Origin of the sequence: Caballeronia sp. GACF4, from assembly GCF_023631025.1 — a bacterium.
GTDB lineage: Bacteria > Pseudomonadota > Gammaproteobacteria > Burkholderiales > Burkholderiaceae > Caballeronia.
In genome coordinates this window covers 350,698-375,161 of sequence record NZ_JALQDW010000026.1, presented here as the reverse complement: position 1 = coordinate 375,161, position 24,464 = coordinate 350,698, and the positions used below count along the sequence as shown (strand labels likewise).

The following is a 24,464-nucleotide window of genomic DNA, read 5'->3' as shown; positions in this document are numbered from 1 at the left end:
TCAAGCGGAGCCTTGCGACTGGCTCTGCGACTGACCCGTCCCCTGCGTTTGCGTCTGCGTTTGCGAGGGCTCCTGAGTCGCTTCCGGCGTCTCGGGAGCGATAGGCAAGAGAAACTCGCGGCTGATACGGCCTGCAAGATCGTTCACGCGCGCGAGGAAGCTTACGAGATACGCGTGCAGCCCCGCTTGCAGAATCTCGCTGATGCGTCCCGTTCTAAGCTCGGCGCTCAACTGCGCCGCCAGGCGCGACGCCTCGGTTTCGCGACCCTTGGTGACATGACGGATGAGCAGCTCCGCTTCGGCAATGCTCGCCGCAAGCGAGCGCGGCCATTCGCCATAGAGAATCAGGAGGCCGGCAACGCGCTCGGGCGTGATGACATCGCGATACACTCGGCGATACACCTCGAAGCCCGATACCGAGCCCAGCACGGCGGTCCAGTGGTGATAATCGAACGGCTGCGCGGAGGTATCGGCGCGCTGCTCCATCATCTCGAACTTCACATCGAGAATGCGAGCCGTATTATCCGCACGTTCGATGAAGGTTCCGAGACGCATGAAGTAAAACGCATCGTCCTTGACGAGCGTGCCGAGCTGAACCCCGCGCGAGAGATGCGAACGAAACTTCACCCACTCGAAGAAGGTATAGGGCTCGCGCTCGAGAATGCCATCGGCCAGCATGCGCTGACAGTCGAGCCACGTCGTATTGAGCGATTCCCACAACTCGCTGTTCGTGGAACTGCGTACAGCGCGCGCATTCTCGCGAGCAGCCCGCAGACAACTCACGATGGACGAGGGATTCGACATGTCCCGCGCCATGAAGTCGACGACCTCGTGGCTCTTCATGCCGTGGTGCGCGGCGGAATAGATGCCGCTTAGTTCGGAGATGGAAAGCATCGCGCGCCAGCCCAGTTCCGCATATTCGTCGGACTGCGGCAAGAGCGAAAGCTGATAGTTCGCGTCGAGCATGCGCGCGGTGTTTTCGGCGCGTTCGGTATAGCGCGCCATCCAGAAGAGATGATCCGCGGTACGGCTCAGCATGGGTTTTCCCGGTTGTTGATATAAAGGTTCGCGTCTCGATTCTCGAGCCGGGGCTCTTAGCGTTCAAGCACCCACGTGTCCTTGGTTCCGCCTCCTTGCGACGAATTCACGACAAGAGAACCTTCACGTAGCGCGACCCGAGTGAGGCCGCCCGGCACCATGCGCACCTCGTTGCCCGACAGCACGAACGGACGCAGATCGATATGGCGAGGCGCGATGCCTGCCTCCACATACGTCGGGCATGTCGATAGCGCGAGCGTAGGCTGCGCGATGTATTTGTCCGGATGAGCTTCGAGCACCTTGCGAAACTCGGCGATCTGCGCGGTCGTCGATGCCGGGCCGACCAGCATGCCGTAGCCGCCCGCGCCATGCGTTTCCTTCACGACGAGTTCGGGCAAGTGATCGAGCACATACCTGAAGTCGTCTGGCTTGCGGCACATCCATGTCGGCACGTTGTTGAGTATCGGCTCTTCGCCGAGATAGAAGCGCACCATGTCCGGCACATACGGGTAGATCGATTTGTCGTCTGCAATGCCTGTTCCTACCGCATTGCAGAGTGATACGTTGCCCGCGCGATATGCCGAGATGAGGCCCGGAACGCCGAGCGACGAATCTTCGCGGAACACGAGCGGATCGAGGAAGTCGTCATCCACGCGGCGATAGATCACATCGACGCGCTGCGGCCCTTGCGTCGTGCGCATATACACGAAGTCGTGGTCGACGAAGAGGTCCTGTCCTTCGACCAACTCGACGCCCATTTGCTGCGCTAGGAACGTGTGTTCGAAATACGCCGAGTTATACATGCCGGGCGTCATCACGACGATCGTCGGATTTTCAACGCCTGCGGGTGCCGCCGCGCGCAATGTATCGAGCAGCAAATCGGGGTAATGCGCAACCGGCGCCACGCGGTTACGCGCGAACAGATCGGGAAAGAGCCGCATCATCATCTTGCGGTTTTCAAGCATGTAGGACACGCCCGACGGCACACGCAGATTGTCTTCGAGTACGTAGAACTCGCCCTGGCCCGCGCGCACGATATCGATACCCGCGATATGCGCATAGATGTCGCGCGTCACCTTAACGCCGCGCATCTCCGGCCGATACTGCGAATTGTTGAGAATCTGCGCCTCGGGAATGATGCCCGCGCGAATGATGTTCTGCTCGTGGTAGATGTCGTGAATAAACCGATTGAGCGCATTGACGCGTTGCCGCAAACCGCGCTCTAGCGCTTTCCATTCGTCTGCGGGAAAGATGCGCGGAATGACATCGAAGGGAATGGTGCGCTCGGGAATGCTGCCGGATGTATCGCTCGTTCCATAGACTGCGAACGTAATGCCGACGCGGCGGAAGTTGAGATCGGCTTCGGCGCGCTTGAGGCTGATTTGCTGTTCGCTCTGCGCGATGAGCCAGGTCATGAAATCGCGGTAATGCTTGCGCGGATCGCCCACGTCATTGAAGGCTGCCGCTGGCACACCGCGCGCCTCCAGCACGCTTTGCTCGAACATCTCGTTGAAGAATGCTTGCGTCATAACCGGTCTTCCATATGAAGTGCATGCTGGGGCGGGGCCCCTTCGCTCGTAATTCTGGTTGCACTCGCAAACGCTCGAAAGCCTGAACGACGCGGCCGACCGGACTCAACCGGTATGTCGTGTTGTTTCTTAGGCGACCTCTAAGCGCGATGCCAACGATAGCCACGATTTCGTCTGCATCGAATGCGCGGGCAGCCCAGTGCCGTTCAATCGAAAAGCAACTTCAATGCCAATGGTACAAGCCGGAATTAAACACCTTTATATTGCGCCGATGCCAACAACCATGCACCATAAAAGCGCATCGGTCCGAACGAGTGCACAGTCTGAGGAAGCCAGACGGCCGCACGGCGGTGCGCGTACGCATGAATCGTTGCGCTCCACCGGTATCATAAGCGTCTCACCGCCAGTCTCCGACAGTTTATGAATACGCCCTCTTCTCCCGCTTCGCGCCCTGCCTTGCGCGAACTCACGCCACTCGAAGCACGCGTCCTCGGCGTGCTCGTCGAAAAGCAGCATACCGTGCCAGACACTTATCCTTTATCGCTCAACTCCCTCACCTCGGGATGCAACCAGAAGACCGCCCGGGCTCCAGTCATGAACGTGAGCGAGGACGAAGTCCTCACGACCATCGACGGATTGAAGCGCCTCTCGCTCGTGATGGAAGGCAGCAGCAGCCGCGTGCCGCGTTTCGAACATAACGTCAATCGTGTGCTTGGTGTGCCGAGCCAATCGGTTGCCTTGCTCGCAACGTTGTTCTTGCGCGGCCCGCAAACCGCTGCCGAATTGCGTTCGAACAGCGCGCGTCTGCATGGCTTCGCGGACATCTCCTCCGTGGAGAGCTTTCTCGATGAGCTCGCTTCCAACGACCCGCCGCGCGTGATGAAACTGCCGCGCGTGCCGGGCGAGCGCGAAAGCCGCTGGGTGCATTTGCTATGCGGCGAAGTGAGCATGAGCGATTTCCCCGTGCGCGATGTCGCTGAACGCGAATCTTGGTCGCCATCGGAAGTCGAATCGCTCAAGGCCGAGCAAAAGCGCCTGACACTTGAAGTCAACCAGCTAAGAGCGATGGTTCAGCGCATGGCGGCTGAATTGGGTATCGACCTCGAAGGATCGTCCGACGAAGCATGAGTGTGTCGATCGATCCCCCGGGCTTTAGCGTCGAGCGTGCAATGCCGGTCGTCTTCAAAGCGGTTCAGCTTTAGCGCATCGTGCCAAGACCAACCAAAGGCGATGGTTTAGCTAATGCTTGACGTCACCGGAAAGGAACACGTAAGCATTAAACGAAGATAGCGTGACATGCGCGCATCAATTACAAATATCTTGGATAATTCGCTCGCAGCGCCAGGCGCAGACAAAAGACGATACTGTGCCGCGCCTCGAACCCGCAACGACGTATGAGGAGAACCAGCGTTGGAACCCGACACGAGCGACCAAAACAAGAACCGTCCATGGCTCTGGGCGACTCTTTTGATTCCCTATATTGCCCTGCTCTGGTTGCCGTTTTATAACGACACGCATCCATCGTTCGCAGGCTTTCCCTTCTTCTACTGGTATCAGTTTCTTTGGGTGCCGCTCACGTCGCTTTTGCTTTATGTCGTGTATCGGGGCATCAAATGAACGATCTCAATCCAGTCAATCCGGTTGCGATGACCATCTTCATCGCGTTCTTTCTATTGGTCACCGTCGTCGGCTTCTTTGCGGCGCGCTGGAAGCGTGGCGATCTTACGCAACTCCATGAATGGGGCTTGGGCGGCCGGCAGTTCGGCGTATTGATTTCGTGGTTCCTGGTCGGTGGCGATTTCTATACCGCCTATACGGTGATCGCGGTTCCCGCACTGGTCTATTCGGTCGGCGCGTACGGCTTTTTCGCGCTGCCTTATACGATCATCGTGTACCCGTTCGTGTTCGCGGTAATGCCCAAGCTCTGGAAAATCGCGCACGCCAAGAATCACATCACCGCTGCGGACTATGTGCACGGCGAGTACGGCGGCAAGTGGTTCCCTGCTGCCATCGCGTTGACGGGCATCGTCGCGACCATGCCTTATATCGCGCTGCAACTGGTCGGCATGCAGGTGGTCATCAAGGGACTTGGCGTGACGGGCGAATTGCCATTGATCGTCGCGTTCGTGATCCTCGCGCTCTACACCTACACGAGCGGCCTGCGCGCGCCCGCGATGATCGCGTTCGTCAAGGACATCATGATCTACATCGTCGTGATTGCGGCCGTGTGGGTCATTCCGTCGAAGCTCGGCGGCTATGCGCATGTGTTCGATACCGCCGATCAGTTCTTCAAGGCCAAGGGCGGCGCAACGGGCATCACGCTCAAGCCCGCGCAATTCACGGCGTATGCTTCGCTTGCGCTTGGATCGGCGCTTGCGGCATTCATGTATCCGCATACCATGACCGCCGTGCTGTCTTCGTCGTCCGCGACCACGGTGCGCAAGAACGCAATCTTTCTGCCTGCTTATACCTTGCTGCTGGGCCTGATCGCATTGCTCGGCTATATGGCGATCGCGGCGGGCATTCATGTGAAATCGGCGTCGGATGTCGTGCCCGCGCTCTTCAACACGCTGTTTCCCTCGTGGTTCGTGGGCTTCGCGGCGGCGGCCATTGCCATTAGTGCGCTCGTGCCGGCCGCGATCATGTCGATCGGCGCGGCGAATCTTTTCACACGCAACTTGTGGGGACCGCTGATCTCGCCGGACATGACGCCCGCTTCGGAAGCCGCGACGGCCAAGGTGGTATCGCTCGTCGTGAAGTTCGGCGCGCTGCTGTTCATCGTCTTCCTGCCGACGCAATATGCCATCGACCTGCAATTGCTCGGCGGCGTGTGGATTCTGCAAATATTCCCCGCTATCGTGTTCAGTCTCTACACGCGCCGCATGACGATGCCCGGCCTCTTTCTCGGCTGGCTCGTCGGTATCGTGCTCGGCACTGGACTTGCCATCTTGCAAGGGCTCAAGCCGGTGTATGTCCTGCATGTAGGCGCGGGATCGTGGCCGCTTTATATCGGCCTGATTGCGCTGGCGGTGAATATCGTCGTGACGTTCGCCGTATCGCTCGTGACGCATCGCCGCGTGGTGCCCGCGGTTTAACGCCATGAAAAGCCCGGCGCTTGACGGCGTCGGGCTTCTTTGCCGAGTGATAGTATCGATGGAGCATGCCCTTCTCATCCTTCCGTCGAGTGCCATGTCCGCCTCTTCCATCGCGAACACGCTGTTCGCACCCGGCAAGCTCTCCATCGGCCTTGCTTCCCTTGGTAACGTCGGGCCGGACCGTAGTGGACTTTAGCGAGCAGCTAGAACTCGCGCGTCTTGCAGATCAACTCGGCTTTCGTGCGCTCTGGGTGCGCGATGTCCCGCTCAATAGCATCGACTATCCCGATCCCGTCGGACACCTCGATCCGTGGGTGCTGCTCGGCGCGTTTGCATCGAGTACGCAGCGTATAGCGCTTGCAAGCGGAGCAATCGTGCTCACGTTGAGACACCCGCTTCATATCGCCAAGGGCGCCGTTTCCGTCAATACGCTTTCGCGTGGACGCTTCATTCTCGGTGTCGGCTCCGGTGACAGGCCGCCTGAATATGCGGCCTTCGGGCGCGATCCTGAAGAACGCCGCGACTTATACAAACGGCATTGGGAGACGCTCGCTGCGGCCATCGAGGTGCCCTCGCGCGTCATTCCGGACCGCGAGCCCGAAGGTGCGCCCGCATTCTTTCTGCGGCCTGAGCAGGACGCTTCGATTCCCTTGATCGCAGTCGGCTCCGGCGGTCAAAGCGTCGACTGGATTGCGCGTCACTCGCTTGGCTGGATGACTTATCACCGTGAACCGCAAGCGCAGCGCGGCCGCTATAGCATGTGGCGCGCAGCGGTCGAGCGCGTGTCGCCCGGCGAATTTCGCGCATTCGGCGTGGCCATGCGTCTCGACTTGAGCGAAGATCCCGACGAACCTGCCAGCGATATTCCTCTTGGCTATCGCACGGGTTATCGCGCGTTGATCGACCTGCTGCGCGCCATGCGGGATAACGGCACGCATCACGTCACGCTGAACGTTTCGTCTGAGCGGCGCGAGGCACGCGCGGTCATCGAGGAAGTCGCGAGATACGTGTTACCCGAATTAAATCGCTAAACGCATATGACCAGGCTTGCTTCCTTGCCCACCAACGATATCGTTGCACTCGACGCCATTGCGCTATCCCAAGCTATCCATGCACGAGAAGTATCTTGCGTCGAAGTGATGAGCGCGTATCTGGCGCAAGTGGATCGCCTCAACCCGCAAGTCAACGCGATTGTCGCGATGCAGGATCACGAGAGTCTTTTAAAGCTCGCAAGCGAGCGCGACACGCAGTTGGCGCGTAACGGAAGTCTTGGCGTGTTGCATGGTTTTCCTCAAGCGCCCAAGGACATTTTGCCCGTCGCCGGCATGGTGACGACCAAAGGCTCGCCCCTCTTCGCCAAGCAAATCACGCAAACCGATGCGTTCATTTTCGAACGCACGCGTCGCGCAGGCGCGGTCTTCATTGGCCGCACCAACTCTCCCGAGTTCGGCCTTGGCGGACATACCTATAACCCCGTTTATGGTTTGACGCGCAACGCATTCGATCCATCTCGGTCGGCTGGCGGAAGCAGTGGCGGCGCAGCCGTTGCGGTCGCGTTGCGCATGCTTCCCGTGGCCGATGGATCGGACATGATGGGCTCGCTGCGCACGCCTGCGGCATTCAACAACGTGTTCGGATTTCGCAGTACACCGGGATGCGTGCCGTATGGCCCCGCCGACGAAGTGTTCTATCAGCAATTCAGCGTCGCCGGTCCAATGGCGCGCACGGTCCCCGAACTCGGCTTCCTGCTTTCGGTGCAAGCGGGATTCGATGCGCGCGCCCCACTCTCGCGCCGCGGCGATTCACCGGCGGCATTTGCCAGTGCCTTGGAGCGCGATATGCGTGGCACGCGAATCGGCTGGCTTGGCGATCTGAACGGATATCTGCCTACCGAGACGTCCTTGCTCGATACCTGTAGCGCCGCCTTGCGTCACTTTGAAACGGCAGGTTGCACGGTTGAAGCGGCAGAGTTGAAATTCGATTTCAATCGCTTGTGGCAAGCGTGGATCGATTTACGCAGCTTCGCCATTGCGGGCGCTAATGCGCCGCTTTATCGCGATGCCGCTAAGCGCGCATTGCTAAAGCCCGAAGCCGTATGGGAAATCGAGCGCGGACTGGGTCTTTCGGGAGAAGACGTCTACCGCGCCGCACTGGACCGTTCGGCGTGGTATCAAACGCTAAACGCGCTATTCGAACGTTATGATTTTCTGGTGCTGCCTGCGGCACAAGTCTTCCCCTTCGATGCCACGCTCAACTGGCCTCATTCCATAGGCGCACGAACAATGGATACCTATCACCGATGGATGGAAACCGTGGTGCCCGCAACCATGGCGTCCTTACCCGCGTTGTCCGCGCCAGCCGGTTTCGGTCCTGCGGGTTTGCCAGCCGGAATACAAATAATCGGGCCGGCGCAAATGGATCTTGCCGTGTTGCAAGTCGGGCTTGCCTACGATCGCGCAAGCGGCTATTCCAGCATGCGCAGTCCGTTGCTTGCTTAGCGGGATTAAACCGCGCTAAGCGCATTTTCAAGTGCTTGCTTCTTGCACGCTTGCCGCTTTCTTTCCTGCCGGACGAGCTTTGCTCTTGGCGCCCGCTGCCTTAGACGATTGCGCCGGACTGTCACGACGCGCGCCCGTTTTGCCGTTCGATGCGCCGTCGATCAAATACACGCTACGGTCTGCTACATCCTTGATCCAGGCCGGCGGACGCGCGTGCCCACTCCAAGTCAGACCGCTCGCGGGGTCACGATACTTAGGCGGCATCTTCGATTTCTTGACGGCCTTCCTGGACGAAGCCACATTCTTCGACCCCACCGGACGCCCACGCTTCTTGACGCCAGGCGAACTGTCGCTCTTGTCGAGATCCGCCGTAGTCAGGCCATATTCCTGCATCAGCGCGCGAATGTTTGCGATCACCTCGCTCGATTTACGTTCACGCAATGCATCTGCACGGCGCTGCAATTTTTGAATCTGAGTTTCCAACTGAGCCAATGTAACCATTCTTCCCCCGTTTGATATCCTGCATAGGTCTAGGGAATGAGCGTACGAGAATTGATAAAGGCTTAAACAATAAAGCATTAATCTGACGCGCACACTCACCCGTCGAGACATCTTAAAGCGATACCATTGTTATAGCGGCAATCGCTCAAAAGATTACTTTTTATTGCTTTCGGCCTAATTGCGTTCGATGCGCTTGACGTGCTTTAACCGCGCACGGCGCAATGGCTTGATGAATATGGCGTTGGCGAAACAATCAAAAAAGCGGTGTGGCGAGGCGTGCATTGCACACGCCCTCTTGACGACTTCTCAGCTTTCCTGCGCCATCTCGGCAGGCTCGTGCACATCCGTCACGAGCGCGCCCGCGAGAATCATCGCGCCGCTATTGAGCGGCACGGAACTGCCCACGCGCCTTGGCCGGTACACCGGCTGCCCGCGCCTGATCACCTGCCCGCTTAGCACGCACGTTCCGCCCTTGCGCGCAGTGCAAAGCGCCCACACCTGCTCTGAATAATTGAATGAAGTGGGATCGTGCCATGAAAGCGCCAGTGTCGATTCGCTCAAGCGCTCCAACACGCGAATGTTCACGCTTTCCGCGCCCGCCGCCCGCGCTAATGCGTTCGATGGCTCGCGCGTGAAGGCACGCGGCATCAGCCCATGGGTCTCGCCAGACTGCGATCGTCGGCTTGACCGGCTATCGAGCAATGCCAGGGTACGGCTCCAGGGATCCATCGTCGATGGAAGCTTCATGTTCCGCTCCTGCTGGCGGCAACAGACGTCCGCGAAGCAAGCCGGACCGCTGCCTGGTGAACTTTCGGGAATGCACGACGCGCCATCTTTGACACCGGGGCGAGCCGCGCCAGGTCGAACCGTTATCGACTCCTGCTCTTGGTGGAGACACTGCTCTGGACATTCGATCTAGAGTAGTACACCTGAGCATGCATTGTTTTTATTTTTCTTTCCATTCTTTTGTCGAAAATGACAAGCGTCGGTAGCTCGTGCGGGCCGTCCGGCCCGCCATTTGAGACGCGGCGGGGAAAGCGAACGCGTAATGCATTAGCGAACGAACGTTCGGCAAACCCTTTAGAATACTTTAGCGGCTTCCCACGTCACCGTAATGAAGGAAGTCGTTTGCCTGCTTGCGCACGTTTGCCGAACGATGAAGCATGCGCGGAGCGGCGAATTTCTGACAAAATAAAAACCGCGAACCGGACAACCCTGTCGAATCATGACAAGCAAGATGAACGTCAATGCCAGCGTCTCGGCGGACCGCGCGTCCGTCAGTTTCGTTGCCTTCTCGCGCGAGCAGGCCATTCAGTGCAACATCACGCGCAAGGCATTGGAGCAATATTTCTGGGCGCCCGTCGGTGCTACCGACGAGCGTCTGCTCAAAGCGTTAAGCGATGGCTACGAGCGCATCAGCGCTCGCGTTCATCGTAAATTCCTTGCTCATCCGTCGAGTTCGGTCACGCTCGACGTGGTCGATTTTTCCACTTGACGCGGCTCAACGCGCCGCCTGCGTCGACTTGCGCATTTTGGTGACGTCCTCGACGTTGACGGCGGGCGTGTTGTTGTTCCATGCGCCGCGAACGAACGTTAGTACGTCCGCTATCTGCTGATCGCTCAGTACCGGCGCATAGCGAGGCATGGGATAAGGCGCCGGCACGCCTTGAATGACGAGGTCGCCAGTGCCGTTCAGCGTCACGTTAATGAGCGACGACGCATCCTTTTCCAGCACGTTGGGATTGCCCGCCAAAGGCGCGAGCATCGGCGCAAAGCCACGACCGTCCACGCCGTGGCAATGCATGCAGTACGCCGTGTAGACACGCGCGCCCGAATCCGATGCAGCTGGACGCGCCAGGGACACCTTCGTGGCCTTGGCATCATACGAATACGGCGTGTTGCCGTTACCGCCCGCTGCCGGCAGCGACTTCAGATAACTCGCCATGGCCGCCACATCGCTGTCGTTCATGGCTTGCGTGCTGTTGTTGATCACGCTCGTCATTGCGCCGAATGCGGACGCGTGCCCGTTCGCGCCGGTTTTGAGGAACGTCGCGATATCCTGCTCGCTCCATCGGCCAAGACCGGTGTTGTGTTCGGCGGTGAGGTTCGATGCAAACCAGTTGTCGAGCAAGCCCCCGCTTAAATAGACGCTGCTCGTTTCGTCGAGTCCTTTTTCCTGGAACGCGATACCTCGTGGCGTATGACACGAGCCGCAATGGCCCAGGCCTTGAATGAGATAGGCGCCACGGTTCCAGGCGACATCCTTGCCGGATTTATCGCGGTACACGCCCTTCTCGAGAAATACCATATTCCAAAGCTTGAGCGGCCAGCGCATGGTGAGCGGCCATTTGAAGTCCGGTTCGCGATTAGCCTGCTTGATCGGCGCGACGCCATGCATGAAATACGCGTAAAGCGCATGCATGTCTTCATCGTTGATCTTTGCATAAGACGGATAAGGCATGGCCGGATAAAGATTATGGCCATCCTTGGCAACGCCCTCGCGCAAGGCTTTAGCAAAATCCTCTTCCGTATAGCGGCCAATGCCTGTGTCGGGGTCGGGCGTGATATTGGTCGTATAGATGGCGCCTAACGGCGTCATCATCGGCAAGCCGCCGGTCATGGGTTTGCCGCGCGGAGCGGAATGGCAGGCCACGCAGTCGCCGGCCTTGGCAAGGTAAGCGCCGCGTGCGACGAGTGCATCGGCGAATGCATCCGCTGCATGCGCGAGTGTCGACGTCACGGCATACGCTGCAAAACAGGCAGCCACGAGAGGCTTGAATACGTTTTTCATGTCGGCCTCCGTCAAGCGCTTTGCAACTGGTTGCCGACTGGTAATTGCCTCAGTCGCTTGCCGGTGGCGGCATAAATCGCATTGGTGATGGCGGGCGCGAGTGCCGCCGTGCCCGGTTCGCCGATTCCTCCCGGCGCTTCGCTGCTCTTGACGATATGCACTTCCACCGGCGGCGTTTCGTGAATACGCAGTATCCGGTAGTCGGTGAAATTGCTCTGCTCGACGCGGCCGTCCTTGATCGTGATCTCGCTATAAAGCGCCGCCGTAATGCCGAATATGATGCCGCCTTGCACCTGCGCCTCGACCGTATTCGGATTGACGACCATGCCGCAATCCACCGCGCATACGATTCGACTGACCTTCACCGCGCCGGCTTTATCGACCGCGACGTCCGCCACGATTGCGAAGTAGCTGCCGAACGCATGCATGACCGACACGCCGCGCCCCTGACCTTGCGGCATGGTTTGCTTGCCCCATTCCGCCGCCTGCGTGGCGACATCGAGCACATAGCGCGCGCGCGGCGACTTGCCGAGCAGATCGCGTCGATACTGCACGGGATCGATCTTCGCCTGCGCCGCGAGTTCGTCGATGAAACTCTCCACGACGAACGTGCCACGCGTCGGTCCCACGCCGCGCCAGAATGCGGTCGGCACATCGCGTGGCTCCTGGCGCACGTAGTCCACGAGTTGATTCGGCAGATCGTAGGGAAGATCGGCGGAGACTTCCACCGCATCCGGGTCGATGCCATTCTTCACCGCCGGCGGCGCAAAACGCGCAAGCACCGACGAACCGACGATGCGATGCGTCCACGCCACGGGCTTGCCGTTCGCATCGAGACCGGCCGACAGCGTGTCGTGATAGCAAGGACGAAACATGTCGTGCTGAATGTCTTCCTCGCGCGACCACGTGACCTTGACCGGCACGCCAAGCTGCTTGCCTATCTTGAGCGCTTGCGTGGCCATGTCGAATTCGAGCCGGCGGCCGAAGCCGCCGCCGAGCAGATGGTTATGCACGACGATCCTTTCGGGCGGCAAGCCCGTGGCTTTGACGCCTGCATCGACGACACGCGTGGGCACTTGAGTGCCTAGCCAGACATCGCAACCATCGGCGCGCACGTGCACCGTGCAGTTGATCGGCTCCATCGTCGCGTGTGCGAGCAACGGCTGCACGTAGACGGCATCGACACGCGTCTTGGCATTGGCGAACGCCTTGTCGACATCGCCGTCCTTGCGCGCCACGGCGCCCGAGCGTCGTGATGCGCTCGCCATTTCATCGACAAGCTGTTTCGTCGATGTGTTCGCGCCCGCGCCTTCGTTCCATTCGATCACGAGTGCGGCCGCGCCACGTTTGGCGGCCCACGTATGATCGCCGATGACCGCCACGCCGTTGTCGAACTTGATGACCTGCTTCACGCCCGGGATTTTTTTGGCGTGACTGTCGTCGACGGAAACGAGCGTGCCGCCGAAAACCGGGCAGTTCACGATGGCCGCATAGACCATGTCGGGCAAGCGCACGTCGAGACCGAATACCGCCGTGCCATCCACTTTTTCGGGAGAATCCAGACGCTTGGCGGGCGTGCCGATCAGCGTGAAGTCCTTGGGGTCTTTGAGCTTGATGTCTTTGGGAACCGGCAATTTGGCGGCTGCTTCGACGAGTTCGCCATAACTTACGCTGCGTCCGCTCGATGCCTGCGTGACCTTGCCGCCTGCGGCGCTGCATGTCGATGCATCGCATTGCCATTGCTGCGCCGCAGCCGCTATGAGCGTCATGCGTGCGGCGGCGCCTGCCTTGCGCATCGGTTCCCATGCATAACGAATCGACGTTGAACCGCCGGTGAGCTGACCGCCCAGCAACGGGTCCATGAAAAGCTTTTCGTTGGGCGGCGCATGCGCAATCGCTACGCTGTCGAGCGGCACTTCCAGCTCTTCGGCGATCAGCATGGGGAGCGCCGTATAAACGCCTTGTCCCATCTCGACCTTTGGCATGATGAGCGTGACCTTGCCGCTCTTGTCGATCTGCACGAAGGCGTTGGGCGCGAATATGCCGTCTTGCGGCGTTTCGACACCATCGCCGGCAATAACGGACTTGCCGCTCTTCTGATCCTGGCTCGCGGCCGGCAGACTAAAGCCGATCAATAAGCCGCCGCTGGCAGCCGCGCCTATCGTTACGCCAAACTTGAGAAACGCACGGCGCGAGAATGTCCCGCGCGACGCATGACGTCCCGCCTCGATTAAGCCTTGCGACATCTCAGGCCTCCTTCGCGGCTTGCTTGATCGCCGCGCGGATGCGGTGATACGTCCCGCAGCGGCAGATGTTGCCCGCCATCGCGGCGTCAATGTCGTCGTCGGTCGGATTGGGAACGGTCGTGAGCAATGCGGTCGCTGACATGACTTGTCCGGACTGGCAGTAGCCGCACTGCACCACATCCAGCTGACGCCATGCGGTTTGCACCTTCTTGCCAGCGGGTGTGTCGCCGACGGCTTCGATCGTCGTCACCTTGCGCTCACCGACAGCCGCCACAGGCAGCACGCATGAACGCACGGCGACGCCGTCGAGATGAACGGTGCAGGCGCCGCATTGTGCGATGCCACAGCCGAACTTGGTGCCCGTCAGGCCCACAAGATCGCGCAGCACCCAAAGCAAGGGCATGTCGGGCGGCGCATCGACGGTATGCGTCTGGCCGTTGATGGAAAGCGTGGTCATTGGGCGGCTCCGGCTTATTAATGGTTATCGGATATCGCATGAGCTGAAGGCGTGGGGCGGCCGTCAGTCTTTGAATTCATCGCGTCTCGAATGCAAGGCGACTAAGCACGAGGCAAGCGGATTGTAGCGCCGCATTAAAAAAGGAGCATGGATGGCGACGCCTTTAGCTCAAACGGCTTTAGCACCATGTTGCTTTGCAGGCTTAAGGAATGAGGCATTTGCTTTAAGGCGTCAACATAAAGTACCAAGCGCGATCGACAGTTAGTTGCATGATAAAAGCTAAGGCGAGTTGCTTCACGGCCCTCCGCCTACTGGCAAGCTAGCGAATCATTTCCCAGTTTGCATAGAACACACGTCGCATGGACATGACGCCAAGACGCACCGCCGCGACCATGACGTCAAGCACGCGCGCAAAATGCGAAGGCCTCAAGACATCGAGAAAAATGCAGTACCGCAAGCGATCGGATTCGTTGACCGACCGATGCACGAGCGTATCGTCGAAAATGAATAGCGGATCGTCGTGCCAATAATGACGAAGCCCCGCTACTTCGATAAAGACATTTTCGTCGTCGATAGGACGGAGGTTGTAAAGACAACGCAAGGTAATACGCAGCGGTCCGTAATGCACTGACGTACTCTGCCGCTCATTGAAAACCGATATGCCGATGGTCTTGACGTATTTGAAGTCGCGCGCCATTTCCGGTAAGTCAAGCGAACTATCGACAGGCATGCCATACCAGCGCACGAAACACATGCCGCGGCGCTTGCTTGCCATTTGCCCTCCGAGGCGCGCGTTCACTAGCGGAAGATGGTCGTTGAAAGCGGCGATGATCGAGCGGATCTCGTCTTGATGCGCGGCCGGTAACTGCGAGAGATCGTAGACGCCGTGATTCCGTTCGCAGATGAGATCGACCAGCAAATTGAAGGGAGAAAGCACCCACGTAAGCAGGCCATTGCCAAGAAAATAACGCCGCCAGTTTGCTGCATCGAACTGGCGGCTGCGTTGAAAATCCGCTAAGCCGCTTGCCAGGAAACAGAGCGCAAGGACAGGCAAGAACTTTAGAAGAAGCGCCAGAATCGCAAGATAGAGCAGATCCTTTCGTCTCACATTCGGCCTCGGCGAGCGTCGTCGTTGACCGTTACATCTTAGTACGGGTTATGTCAGCGAGAAAACGCCTGCTTAAGAAAATGCGGCGCGCTTGCAACACCTGCTTCAAGCGCTCTTAGGCTTGAGCAAAACCTTGATTGAGTCGAGTGAATTGGCGGTCTTGATCGCTTCGTCCCATTCTTCCAGGGAAAAGTCGTGCGTGACGATGCCCTTGGAAGTCACGAGCCCGCGCGCCAGCAAGTCGATAGCGATGGGATAGCAATAAGGACCGAGATGCGCGCCGCGCACGTCGAGCTCCTTGCGGTCGCCGATGATCGACCAGTCGACCGTCGTATCCGCACCGAACACGGAGAACTCCACGAAGCGTCCAAGCTTGCGAATCAATTCCAGCCCTTGCGACACGCCGGCAGGCACGCCCGTGGTTTCGATATAGACATCGCAACCGTATTGGTCCGTGATTGAGCGGATGATGTCGAGCGCGTTGTCACTTTTGGGATTGATGGTGATATCCGCGCCGTATTCGCGCGCGAGTTCCAGCCGCTCATCCACGAGATCGATCACGACCAGCTTCCTGGGCGTCTTGAGATGCGCGACTTGCGTCATCATCAAACCGAGCGGTCCCGCGCCTGCGATCACGACGACATCGCTTAGCTGAATATCGCCGCGATTCACCGTATGAATGGCACACGCGAGCGGCTCGATGATCGCGGCATCTTCGAGCGAGATGCCGTCCGGAATTTTGTGAACGATGGCTGTCGGCGGGAAGCGCATGTATTCGGCCATGCCGCCATCCGCCACTTCACGCTGAAAGCCGAAGATGTTATGCACTTCGCACATCCAGTATTGCCCGGACTTGCAATAGCGGCACTTCGCGCACGGCACGATCTGTTCGGCGATCACGCGGTCACCCTTGTTCACGCCGAAGTGCTCGGCCGCCCCCTCGCCCAGTTCTTCCACGTAGCCGAAGAATTCATGGCCTGGAATGACCGGCGCCTTGACCCAAGGGTTCGGGCCGCCCCAGAACATCTTTGCGCCCGACCAGCATTTGCAGTCGCTCGCGCAGATTCCGCATGCGGCAATGCGAATGACGATCTCGTTTCTGCCCGGCGTCGGGCGCGCGACGCGCTCCACGCGATAGTCCTTCGGCGCGCGGCACACAATGGCCGTCATATCCGTCATGTTCGTGTCTCCGGTTATCGTTTTGGCGTTCGTTATTCTTCGAGCACGATCTGCACTTTCACATCCGTAGGCAGGCCGCTCGATGCTTCCTCGAACGCCTTGATACCATCGGCGAAGGGGAATGTGCGCGAGATGAACGGCTTCACATCGAGCTTGCCGGATGCAATCAACTGGATCGCACGCGGGAAAATATTCGCGTAGCGGAATACGGATTCGATGCGCGCTTCCTTGATCTGCACGGCGACCACATCGAGGGCAATGGCGCGCTGCGGCATGCCGACCAGCACGAGGCAGCCACCGGGACACAACAGATCGACAATGCCCTCGAAGGCCTTCTCATTGCCGCTCGCCTCGATCACGATATCCGCGCCCCAGCCGTCGGTCAGTTCGGCGATCACGTCCTTCGCATTGCGTTCGCGGATATTCACGGCCGTCACGCCCTGCACCGCGCCAATGAGATCGAGCTTCTCCTGCACGAGATCGCAGACGATGGCGCGGCTGCATCCACCTGCGAGCGCCGCCAGCGCGCACATCATGCCGATGGTGCCCGCACCCAGCACGACGGCGACATCGCCCGGCTTGATCGCGGCTTTCTTCGCAGCCTGCAAGCCGATGGAGAGCGGCTCGACGATCGCGCCTTCGGCAAAGCTCACGTTGTCCGGCAACTTGTACGTGAAGGCCGCGGGATGCACGACGAACGGCGCGAGACAGCCATGCACGGGCGGCGTGGCCCAGAAGCGCACCTTGGGGTCAAGGTTATAAAGCCCTTCACGCGATGCACGCGACTCCATGTCCGGCACGCCGGGTTCCATGCACACGCGGTCGCCCGCCTTGAGATTGCTCACTTCATCGCCGACCTCGATGACCGTGCCCGACGCTTCATGCCCGAGCACCATCGGCTCATTGACGACGAACGGTCCTATGCGGCCATGCTGGTAGTAGTGAATGTCGCTGCCGCAAATGCCCACCGTGTGAATGCGGATACGCACGTCGCGCGGTCCGACCACCTGCGGCAAGCTGAACGGCCGCAAGCTGATACGCCGTGCTTCTTCGAGAACCAGTGCTTCCATCGTCGTTCCTTCCTTGAAATGTTTATTGTTGGCTAGCCCGCCTGAAAGCCGCCGTCGATGGCAAGGCTCACGCCGCTGACCATGCTGGAATCGTCGCTTAACAGATAGGCGATGGAGCGCGCCACTTCCACGGGCTGCACGAAACGGTTCAGCGGAATGCGCGCGAGCATCGGGCCAGATTTGACGGGGTCGCTCCAGGCTCGCTCGGCCATGGGCGTCATCGTCACGACAGGGTTCACGGCGTTGACGCGGATGCCGTGCGGTCCGAGTTCGACGGCCATGACGCGCGTCAGTGCATCGAGTCCGCCCTTGGACGCGCAATACGCCGCATGCAACGGCAAGCCGACGGTCGCCGACAAGCTCGACACGTTGACGATGGCCCCGCCCACATTGCGCGCGATCATGCTCTTCGCGCACTCCTGCGCGACGATCATCGCGGCGCGCACGTTGACGTTCATGGTGAGATCGAACGCTTCGGCGGTCGTCTCGAGGAACGGCTGCAATTGCGCGATGCCCGCGCAGTTCACGAGCAGATCGACCGGTTGCGCGCCGCGCGCGGCTTCGCGGGTGGCATCGGCATTTGCGAGATCGACGGCAATGGTTTCGCAGCCGGTCTCTTCCTTGAGTTGCGCGAGATCGGCAGCGCTGCGGCTCAAGGCAACGACCCGCGCCCCGCGTTCGATCAGGAGATGCACGGTCGCGTGGCCGATGCCCTTGCCCGCGCCGGTGACGAGCACGGTCTTGCCTGCAAACTCGCGGTTACGGTCGATGGTGTCGGTCATGTTCTCTTCAAGGTTCGTCGCAGAGTCGCCGCGCCGTGTCTTCATCGGTCACGAGCACCGACGGATAGCGTCCGCGCAACGCCGCACGCGTGACATGAAACTTCTTCGCGCCGCCACTGACGAGAACCACGCGACGCAGCTTGCGCAAGTCTTCGAGCGTGATCGCAACGGTGCGGCGATTCAGCGGATGATCGATCAGCTCGCCGTCTTCATCCATGAAATGCCCGAGCATGTCGCCGACCGCGCCTGCTTTTTCGAGCGTGCGCAATTGCTCCGGATTGTCGATGCCATAAGTTACGACGAGGGATTCCGTCAGATCGCCGCAAGTCAGCAGGGCGAGGTCGGAGTTGCGCGCGAGTTCGTAGGTCTCGCGCACGGTGCCTTCCTGCAGGATCACATCGCGCGCCTTCTGGCTGCTGACGTAGATGGGCGCGGCGAACAGATATCCGTCCGCGCGGCAGATATCCGCGAAGTCGGAAACGATGTCGAACGTGTTGATGCTCGGGCAATGCGAGAGGCCGCCTTGCAGCGACACCGCTGACACCGCGCCATAACTGCGTTGCGGCATGGCGCGCAGCACGGCGCGGATCGTGCGTCCCCAGCCAAGCCCGATAGTTTGCCCTGCAACTATCTGCCTCGAAAAGTAGCTCGCCGCGCCGATGCCGAGCGCCGCGTTGTTCGCTTCGGTGTTCGCACCGGTCGGCACGACCACCGCGCATTCAAGACCGAAGCGTTTGCTGAGCGCTTCTTCCAGCGCGACGCATGGCGCTATCTTGCTGTTGATGGTGATCTGCACGAGACCCGACTCGCGGCTTGCCGCGAGCAGCCGGTTCACACGCACGCGGTTGCTGCCTATACGTTCCGCGATCTCCTGCTGCGTCAGGTTGCCGACGTAGTAGTGCCACGCGACGCGCGCCTGCAATTCCTCTTCCGAGTCGATGGATTCGTCGGTTTCGGCGAAGGCTAGGGGTGGTACTGTCTTGCTCATATCGAGTGTCTGGTCACAATGGAAGGCCGAAGGAGTCTACTTCACCGCGCCCATCGTGAGACCTTGCACCAGCCGCCCAGACACGAGCAGCGCGAAGACGACCATCGGCAGGACGATCAGCGTACCCGTGGCCATGATCTCGCCCCAGGGCAATTCGTAACCGCTCATGTAGCTCGTCGCGGCGACCGGCGATGTAATGGCATCGGTGCGTGTCAGCACGAGCGCATATAGCAGATCGTTCCACGAGAAAATGAAAGCGAAGATGGCGGATACGACGATGCCCGGCATCGCGAGCGGCAAGTTGATGCGCCAGAACACGCGCCACGGCGACGCGCCATCGAGCCGCGCGGCCTCGTCGAGTTCCACGGGAATATTGCGGAACTGGTCGGTGCAGATCCATACGACGATCGGCAACGAGAACGTCAGATAAAGAAGAATCAGCACGATGTGCGTATCGACGAGATCGAGCTTAGTCGCAATCAGAAAGAACGGCACCGCGAGCACCACGGGGCTCACCATGCGGTTCGAGATGAACCAGAACCACAGGTCTTCCTTGCCACGAAATTCGAAGCGTGCGAGCGCATAGGCAGCGGGCGCGCCGAGCAGAATGGCAAGCACCGTCGTGCTGCTCGCGATGATGAGCGAGTTGAGCAGACTGCCCGCCACGTCATGCTCGAAAAGCGCCGCCGAATAGTGATGAAACGTGGGACTGAACAGCCACTTCGGCGGATACGCGAGCGCGTCGGACTGGCTCTTCAGGCTCGTCGTCACCATCCAGTAGAACGGAAACACGGACGACAGAAAGACGATCGCCAGACCGAAAAAGTGCCATACGGTGGCGCGTTTGCGTGCGGCACGCGCACGCAGGGCACGCTTGGTCATGCCGCCATTTGCGGCTTGCAGGGTCGGAGAACTCACGCGGCCTCCCGGTACACGAAGCGGATATAAAGACGCGACAGCACGATAGTCAGGATCAAGAGAATGATGGCCTGAGCGGACGCCATGCCCTGATCGAAGAGACGAAAGCCCACGCGCTGGATATAGATGCTGATGAACTCCGTCGCGGTGCCGGGGCCGCCGCGCGTCATGGTGAAGACGGCATCGAACATCTTCAGCATGTCGGCCGAGCGCAGAATGAGGATGGCCGTCAAACCCGGCAGCAAATACGGCCGCTGCAAGTGCCAAAGAATCATGCTCCACTTCGGCGTTTCGAGGCGCGCCGCTTCCTCGGCTTCCTTCGGCACCATGGAAAGCCCGGCCAGCAGAATCAGCGCGCAAAACGGCGTCCACTGCCAGATATCCATGATCATCACGGAGACGAACGCCAGCGTCGGATCGGCAAGCCAGTCTTGCGGCGGAATGCCGAAGAGGCCCGCCAGATAGTTCGCCACGCCGAACTGCCGGTTGAAGATCAGGCGGCCGATCAGGCCGACGACCGCATAAGTTGTCGCCATTGGAATGACGAGGCTCACGCGAGCGGCGGCGCGCATCCATCGCAAGTCGATACGGTGTAGCATCAACGCCGCAAAGAGCCCGAGTGCGACCTCGATCGGCAAGGTAAGACAAAGGAACAACGCAGTGCGGCCGAGCGCGCCCCAGAACGAGGGATCGGTGAGCGTCGCCACGTAATTGTCGATGCCCACGAACGGCGTGCCCGACGCGAGATCGGCGAGCTTGTACTGATGAAACGAGTTATAGAGCGCCAGCAGCAGCGGGTAAATGCCGATGACCGCCAGCGCGAATATCGCCGGAATCAGGAACCAGAAGGCAGGCGTTCGCGGCACCACGCCAAAGTAACGCGTCCGCTTTCCGAGCCTTGGAGAAGTTGCCACGCCTGCCATTCGATCGCCTCCGGTTCCTGATGTTTAGCGTTCAGCCGATTACTTGAGCAAAGGCTTCTTGCCGTCGTAATAGCCGGCTTTCTTCAGGATGTCCTCGGTCTTCTGACCGATGGTCTGCGCGCCATCCTTCACCGTCACCTGACCGAGCATGATCTTGCTGCCCCATTCGCCGATGACTTCCGACACCGCCGGCCATTCGGGGAAACGCGGACGATAATCCGGCACGCCGCCTTGCCAGGATTCGACCATCGGCTTCACGAACGGATACTTGTCCTGCACCGCCTTGTCCTGATAGACCGCCGTGCGTGCCGGCACGCCGCCCGCCTCGAGATAAGGCTTCGCCATGGCCTCGGACGTGATCCATTGGATGAAGAGCCACGATGCCGCTTGCTTCTTCGCGCTGGCCTTTGCATTCACGGCAAGCGAGAAGCCGCCGAGCGCGGGCTTGAGTCCCGCCGGCCCCTTCGGTTCGGTGGTGATCGCAAGACAGTTGCCGAGCTTCGACTTGCTCGGGTCGGTGAGCGTCGGATAGAAAGCGGACCATTCGGTGATCATCGCGACCTGCCCTTGCGCAAGCGCGTTGACGGCTTCGGCGTGATCGAAATCGACGATACCCGGCGGCATGTACTTCATCAGCTTTTGCCGGTATTCGAGGCCCGCTTGCGATTGCGGCGACATCAGGTTCGACTTGAACTTAGCATCGAGAAGCGATCCGCCATTGGGCCACAACACGCGCATGAAGCTATCCGCCGATTGCGTCTCGCCGCGCCGCGACTGCAACGCGAAAGCGAACTTGTCGCCCTTCGTGAGCTTCGGCGCGTAGGTTGTCAGCAACTCGTCCCAGGTCTTCGGCGGCTCGTCGAAACCCGCGTCCTTCAGCATGCACTTGTTGTAGAACATGAGGCCCGAGTAATTATCGAACGGCAGGCCATACGTGACCTTGTCCCATGTGCCGAACGAGTCGAGCAGAATCGGGAAAAAGCCCTTCAGATTGAGATTCGGGTCCGCGAGCTTGGGATCGTCCGTGAACTTCTTGATGGGCACGAGCCACTTGTTGCTCGCGAATTCGCCGATCCACACGACGTCCACGAGCACGATGTCCTGATCGCCGCCGCCCACGAAGTTGAGCACTTCCTTCTCACGCGTGTTCTCGTACGGAATCACTTCCCAGCGCACCTTGATGCCCGTTTCTTTCTCGAACTGCGGTATCAGGGTTTGTGCTGCCTTGTAACCGGGACGATCCAGAAAGATGGCCTTGATGGTGGTGCCAGAATACGGCTCCGCGGCTTCCTTGAGCGTCCACGCCTGTGCGTTCGATGCGGCGAAAGCCGCGCTGGCCGCAAGTAGCGCGACAGCCGCTACGTGCTTGACGGGACCAAGTTGTCTCACCTGGGTGAAGCGCTTCTTCATGCCTGTCTCCTTTGATTTTTTTAGAGCAGTGATGGCTTGCGGATTCGTTCGTAGCGTCTTTCGGTTCCTGCGAGTGCGAAGGGAAACGGGTGGAAAACACGGCGTATGCGGCGAAGACCGTCTGTGTCGTTTCACTTGTAATTTCGGTTTTACAATTGTATATTTTGACCCGAACAGGTTGTCAAGAACTAAATCGACGAAGCCATTCGATGCTGCGCTGCGATGAACACACTCGTGGCCCGGCCATAGACGGAGACAGGCATGAGCGCCGTTCATCTACAGCAGATCCGCAAGTCCTTTGCAGGCACCGATGTGCTCAAGGGCGTCGACATTCAGGTGAAGGACCGCGAGTTCATGGTCTTCGTCGGACCATCGGGATGTGGCAAGTCCACCTTGCTGCGAAGCATCGCCGGGCTCGAACGCAGCGATTCAGGGCAAATACTGATAGGCGGTGAAGACGTCACCGAACTCGAACCATCGCAGCGTGGCGTGGCGATGGTGTTTCAGTCGTATGCGCTCTATCCGCACATGACGGTGTACGAGAACATCGCGTTCGGACTGCGCATGCTGAAGCTGCCCGAAGCGCAGATCAAGGAACGCGTGCAGCGCGCAGCCGAGATTCTGCAGATCGGTCAACTGCTCGAACGCCGGCCGCGCGCGTTGTCGGGCGGACAGCGTCAGCGCGTTGCCATCGGGCGATCGATCGTGCGCGAACCGCAAGTGTTTCTCTTCGACGAACCGCTCTCGAATCTCGATGCCGCCTTGCGCGTGCAGATGCGCCTCGAACTCATCAAGCTGCACAAGCAACTCAACGCGACGATGATCTACGTCACGCACGATCAGACCGAAGCGATGACCATGGCCGATCGAATCGTCGTGCTGAATCATGGGCGCGTGGAGCAGATCGGCACGCCGCTGGAGCTTTATCGCACGCCGCATAATCGCTTCGTCGCGGGCTTCATCGGCTCGCCGAAGATGAACTTCATGGACGTGCGCGTGCAACGTGTCGATGCCGCCGGCGTCAGCATCGAACTGCCCGGTGGCGAGGCGCTCACGCTGCCCTTCAAGGCTTCGTCGGTGAAGGCGGGCGAGACGCTCACGCTCGGCATTCGCCCGGAACATTTCGTCGAGGAATGCGGCGGCGATATCGATAGCGGTGTTGCCGGCGAAGTGATGGTGATCGAGCATCTCGGTGGCGAGACGCTCTTGCATCTGCGATTGCCGAACGACCTCGTGATTCAAGTAAAGGGCTCGGGCGAGTCCACTGCGTTCGAAGGACAACGCCTGAATGCGGGCTTCAGCATTCGCCATGTGCATCTGTTCAACCAGGACGGCAGTGCGCTCGAACGTCTTCGGCCCGTGACGGAGACTGCTGCCGCTTGAGGCTGGGTCGCTCGATCAAGTTTCCTCAGCGGATGCCGTAAACGAAAAGAGGCGCCGAAGTAGCGGCGCTCGCGGCCGCGCCGTCGGCTGCATCCGTCACCGCTGTTCATCGTGAAACTCATGGCATCCAGCATCCGTTCGCTGACGGCATGGTCCGTCGTGGTGACGTTCGCGCTCAGCGCGGCACCTTCCGCTTTCGCAGGCACCGGCAACGCAGAGTTGCCCGTGACGCTGACCGTCTACGATATCTGTACGCTCGATATGGGCGCCACGCAGCCAAGCGTGGCCTGTTCCGCAGGCGGCCAGTACCGCATCCTCGCGGGCGAATATTTCGCGGACGTCCGCATCGCCGATATCAAGGCCGCGCAACGACCGCCAATGCCGGTCGTCGAGATCGCGTTCTGAAACGTCGACCCTTGACGACGCATTGTTACAATCGCTTACGCTTTAACGTCTGAGGAATGCACATAATCGGGGCGTCACGACGCGCCAAAAATCTGAGAGAGCAGCGCAAACGTTTGGCGCGCGGAAGACACTTCCAGAGAAGA

At 59.7% G+C, this 24,464-nt stretch carries 22 protein-coding genes and 1 pseudogene; 8 read left to right on the top strand and 15 right to left on the bottom strand.

Annotated features, from left to right (window positions below):
• Positions 1 to 1,038 (bottom strand): alpha-E domain-containing protein, encoded by a 1,038-nt coding sequence (locus NCR40_RS25575; protein WP_250469366.1) that lies wholly within the window; start codon positions 1,036 to 1,038, stop codon positions 1 to 3.
• A 56-nt stretch (positions 1,039 to 1,094) separates the two neighbouring features.
• Complete coding sequence (locus tag NCR40_RS25570; RefSeq protein WP_250511048.1) at positions 1,095 to 2,567, bottom strand: circularly permuted type 2 ATP-grasp protein; 1,473 nt, start codon at positions 2,565 to 2,567, stop codon at positions 1,095 to 1,097.
• 420 nt (positions 2,568 to 2,987) lie between these two features.
• Here NCR40_RS25570 and NCR40_RS25565 point away from each other — a divergent pair, with 420 nt between their 5' ends.
• The 5 genes and pseudogenes from NCR40_RS25565 (at position 2,988) to NCR40_RS25545 (ending at position 8,160) form a co-directional block, all read left to right on the top strand.
• Positions 2,988 to 3,695: a YceH family protein gene (locus NCR40_RS25565; RefSeq protein ID WP_244830789.1), complete on the top strand. Its 708-nt coding sequence runs from the start codon at positions 2,988 to 2,990 to the stop codon at positions 3,693 to 3,695.
• A gap of 282 nt (positions 3,696 to 3,977) precedes the next feature.
• Positions 3,978 to 4,184, top strand: coding sequence for a DUF3311 domain-containing protein (locus NCR40_RS25560; RefSeq protein ID WP_370652249.1), 207 nt, complete (start codon positions 3,978 to 3,980; stop codon positions 4,182 to 4,184).
• Positions 4,181 to 5,662 carry a monocarboxylate uptake permease MctP gene (gene mctP, locus NCR40_RS25555; RefSeq protein ID WP_250511047.1) on the top strand — a complete coding sequence of 494 codons (1,482 nt, stop codon included), beginning with the start codon at positions 4,181 to 4,183 and terminating at the stop codon, positions 5,660 to 5,662. The genes NCR40_RS25560 and mctP overlap by 4 nt, the downstream gene beginning before the upstream one ends.
• A gap of 94 nt (positions 5,663 to 5,756) precedes the next feature.
• Positions 5,757 to 6,693: pseudogene (locus NCR40_RS25550) on the top strand (LLM class oxidoreductase).
• 6 nt (positions 6,694 to 6,699) lie between these two features.
• Positions 6,700 to 8,160 carry an amidase gene (locus tag NCR40_RS25545; RefSeq protein ID WP_244830792.1) on the top strand — a complete coding sequence of 487 codons (1,461 nt, stop codon included), beginning with the start codon at positions 6,700 to 6,702 and terminating at the stop codon, positions 8,158 to 8,160.
• A 27-nt stretch (positions 8,161 to 8,187) separates the two neighbouring features.
• Here NCR40_RS25545 and NCR40_RS25540 read toward each other — a convergent pair whose 3' ends face one another.
• Positions 8,188 to 8,772 carry an H-NS histone family protein gene (locus NCR40_RS25540; protein WP_250511046.1) on the bottom strand — a complete coding sequence of 195 codons (585 nt, stop codon included), beginning with the start codon at positions 8,770 to 8,772 and terminating at the stop codon, positions 8,188 to 8,190.
• Between the two features lie 195 nt (positions 8,773 to 8,967).
• Entirely contained in the window at positions 8,968 to 9,408 is a 441-nt protein-coding gene (locus NCR40_RS25535; protein ID WP_250469359.1) for a DUF3331 domain-containing protein, read from the bottom strand.
• Positions 9,409 to 9,898: 490 nt separating this feature from the next.
• Here NCR40_RS25535 and NCR40_RS25530 point away from each other — a divergent pair, with 490 nt between their 5' ends.
• Entirely contained in the window at positions 9,899 to 10,156 is a 258-nt protein-coding gene (locus NCR40_RS25530; RefSeq protein WP_250469358.1) for a DUF1488 family protein, read from the top strand.
• Positions 10,157 to 10,162: 6 nt separating this feature from the next.
• On the opposite strand, the gene NCR40_RS25525 is transcribed toward NCR40_RS25530, so the two are convergent.
• From NCR40_RS25525 to NCR40_RS25475, 11 genes are all read right to left on the bottom strand, one after another.
• Positions 10,163 to 11,452, bottom strand: a complete 1,290-nt coding sequence (locus tag NCR40_RS25525) for a c-type cytochrome (protein ID WP_250511045.1) — start codon at positions 11,450 to 11,452, stop codon at positions 10,163 to 10,165.
• Between the two features lie 11 nt (positions 11,453 to 11,463).
• Positions 11,464 to 13,698, bottom strand: a complete 2,235-nt coding sequence (locus NCR40_RS25520) for a xanthine dehydrogenase family protein molybdopterin-binding subunit (RefSeq protein ID WP_250511044.1) — start codon at positions 13,696 to 13,698, stop codon at positions 11,464 to 11,466.
• A 1-nt stretch (position 13,699) separates the two neighbouring features.
• Positions 13,700 to 14,155: a (2Fe-2S)-binding protein gene (locus tag NCR40_RS25515; protein WP_244830799.1), complete on the bottom strand. Its 456-nt coding sequence runs from the start codon at positions 14,153 to 14,155 to the stop codon at positions 13,700 to 13,702.
• A gap of 319 nt (positions 14,156 to 14,474) precedes the next feature.
• Complete coding sequence (locus NCR40_RS31535; protein WP_250511043.1) at positions 14,475 to 15,263, bottom strand: aspartyl/asparaginyl beta-hydroxylase domain-containing protein; 789 nt, start codon at positions 15,261 to 15,263, stop codon at positions 14,475 to 14,477.
• Positions 15,264 to 15,368: 105 nt separating this feature from the next.
• A complete protein-coding gene (locus tag NCR40_RS25505; protein ID WP_244830806.1) occupies positions 15,369 to 16,442 on the bottom strand; it encodes an alcohol dehydrogenase catalytic domain-containing protein in 1,074 nt (357 codons plus the stop codon).
• 32 nt (positions 16,443 to 16,474) lie between these two features.
• Positions 16,475 to 17,512 carry an NAD(P)-dependent alcohol dehydrogenase gene (locus NCR40_RS25500; RefSeq protein ID WP_250511042.1) on the bottom strand — a complete coding sequence of 346 codons (1,038 nt, stop codon included), beginning with the start codon at positions 17,510 to 17,512 and terminating at the stop codon, positions 16,475 to 16,477.
• Positions 17,513 to 17,544: 32 nt separating this feature from the next.
• Complete coding sequence (locus NCR40_RS25495) at positions 17,545 to 18,294, bottom strand: SDR family oxidoreductase (protein ID WP_250511041.1); 750 nt, start codon at positions 18,292 to 18,294, stop codon at positions 17,545 to 17,547.
• 7 nt (positions 18,295 to 18,301) lie between these two features.
• A complete protein-coding gene (locus NCR40_RS25490) occupies positions 18,302 to 19,282 on the bottom strand; it encodes a sugar-binding transcriptional regulator (RefSeq protein WP_244830810.1) in 981 nt (326 codons plus the stop codon).
• Positions 19,283 to 19,318: 36 nt separating this feature from the next.
• A complete protein-coding gene (locus tag NCR40_RS25485) occupies positions 19,319 to 20,164 on the bottom strand; it encodes a carbohydrate ABC transporter permease (protein ID WP_284503485.1) in 846 nt (281 codons plus the stop codon).
• A gap of 32 nt (positions 20,165 to 20,196) precedes the next feature.
• Entirely contained in the window at positions 20,197 to 21,123 is a 927-nt protein-coding gene (locus NCR40_RS25480) for a carbohydrate ABC transporter permease (RefSeq protein WP_244830813.1), read from the bottom strand.
• 39 nt (positions 21,124 to 21,162) lie between these two features.
• Positions 21,163 to 22,533 carry an ABC transporter substrate-binding protein gene (locus NCR40_RS25475; RefSeq protein WP_250494563.1) on the bottom strand — a complete coding sequence of 457 codons (1,371 nt, stop codon included), beginning with the start codon at positions 22,531 to 22,533 and terminating at the stop codon, positions 21,163 to 21,165.
• 261 nt (positions 22,534 to 22,794) lie between these two features.
• On the opposite strand from NCR40_RS25475, the gene NCR40_RS25470 reads away from it, so the two are divergent.
• Together NCR40_RS25470 and NCR40_RS25465 are read left to right on the top strand one after the other, a co-directional pair.
• Positions 22,795 to 23,916 (top strand): ABC transporter ATP-binding protein, encoded by a 1,122-nt coding sequence (locus tag NCR40_RS25470; RefSeq protein WP_250511040.1) that lies wholly within the window; start codon positions 22,795 to 22,797, stop codon positions 23,914 to 23,916.
• Positions 23,917 to 24,036: 120 nt separating this feature from the next.
• Positions 24,037 to 24,321, top strand: a complete 285-nt coding sequence (locus NCR40_RS25465; protein ID WP_250511039.1) for a hypothetical protein — start codon at positions 24,037 to 24,039, stop codon at positions 24,319 to 24,321.
• Positions 24,322 to 24,464 lie beyond the last annotated feature (143 nt).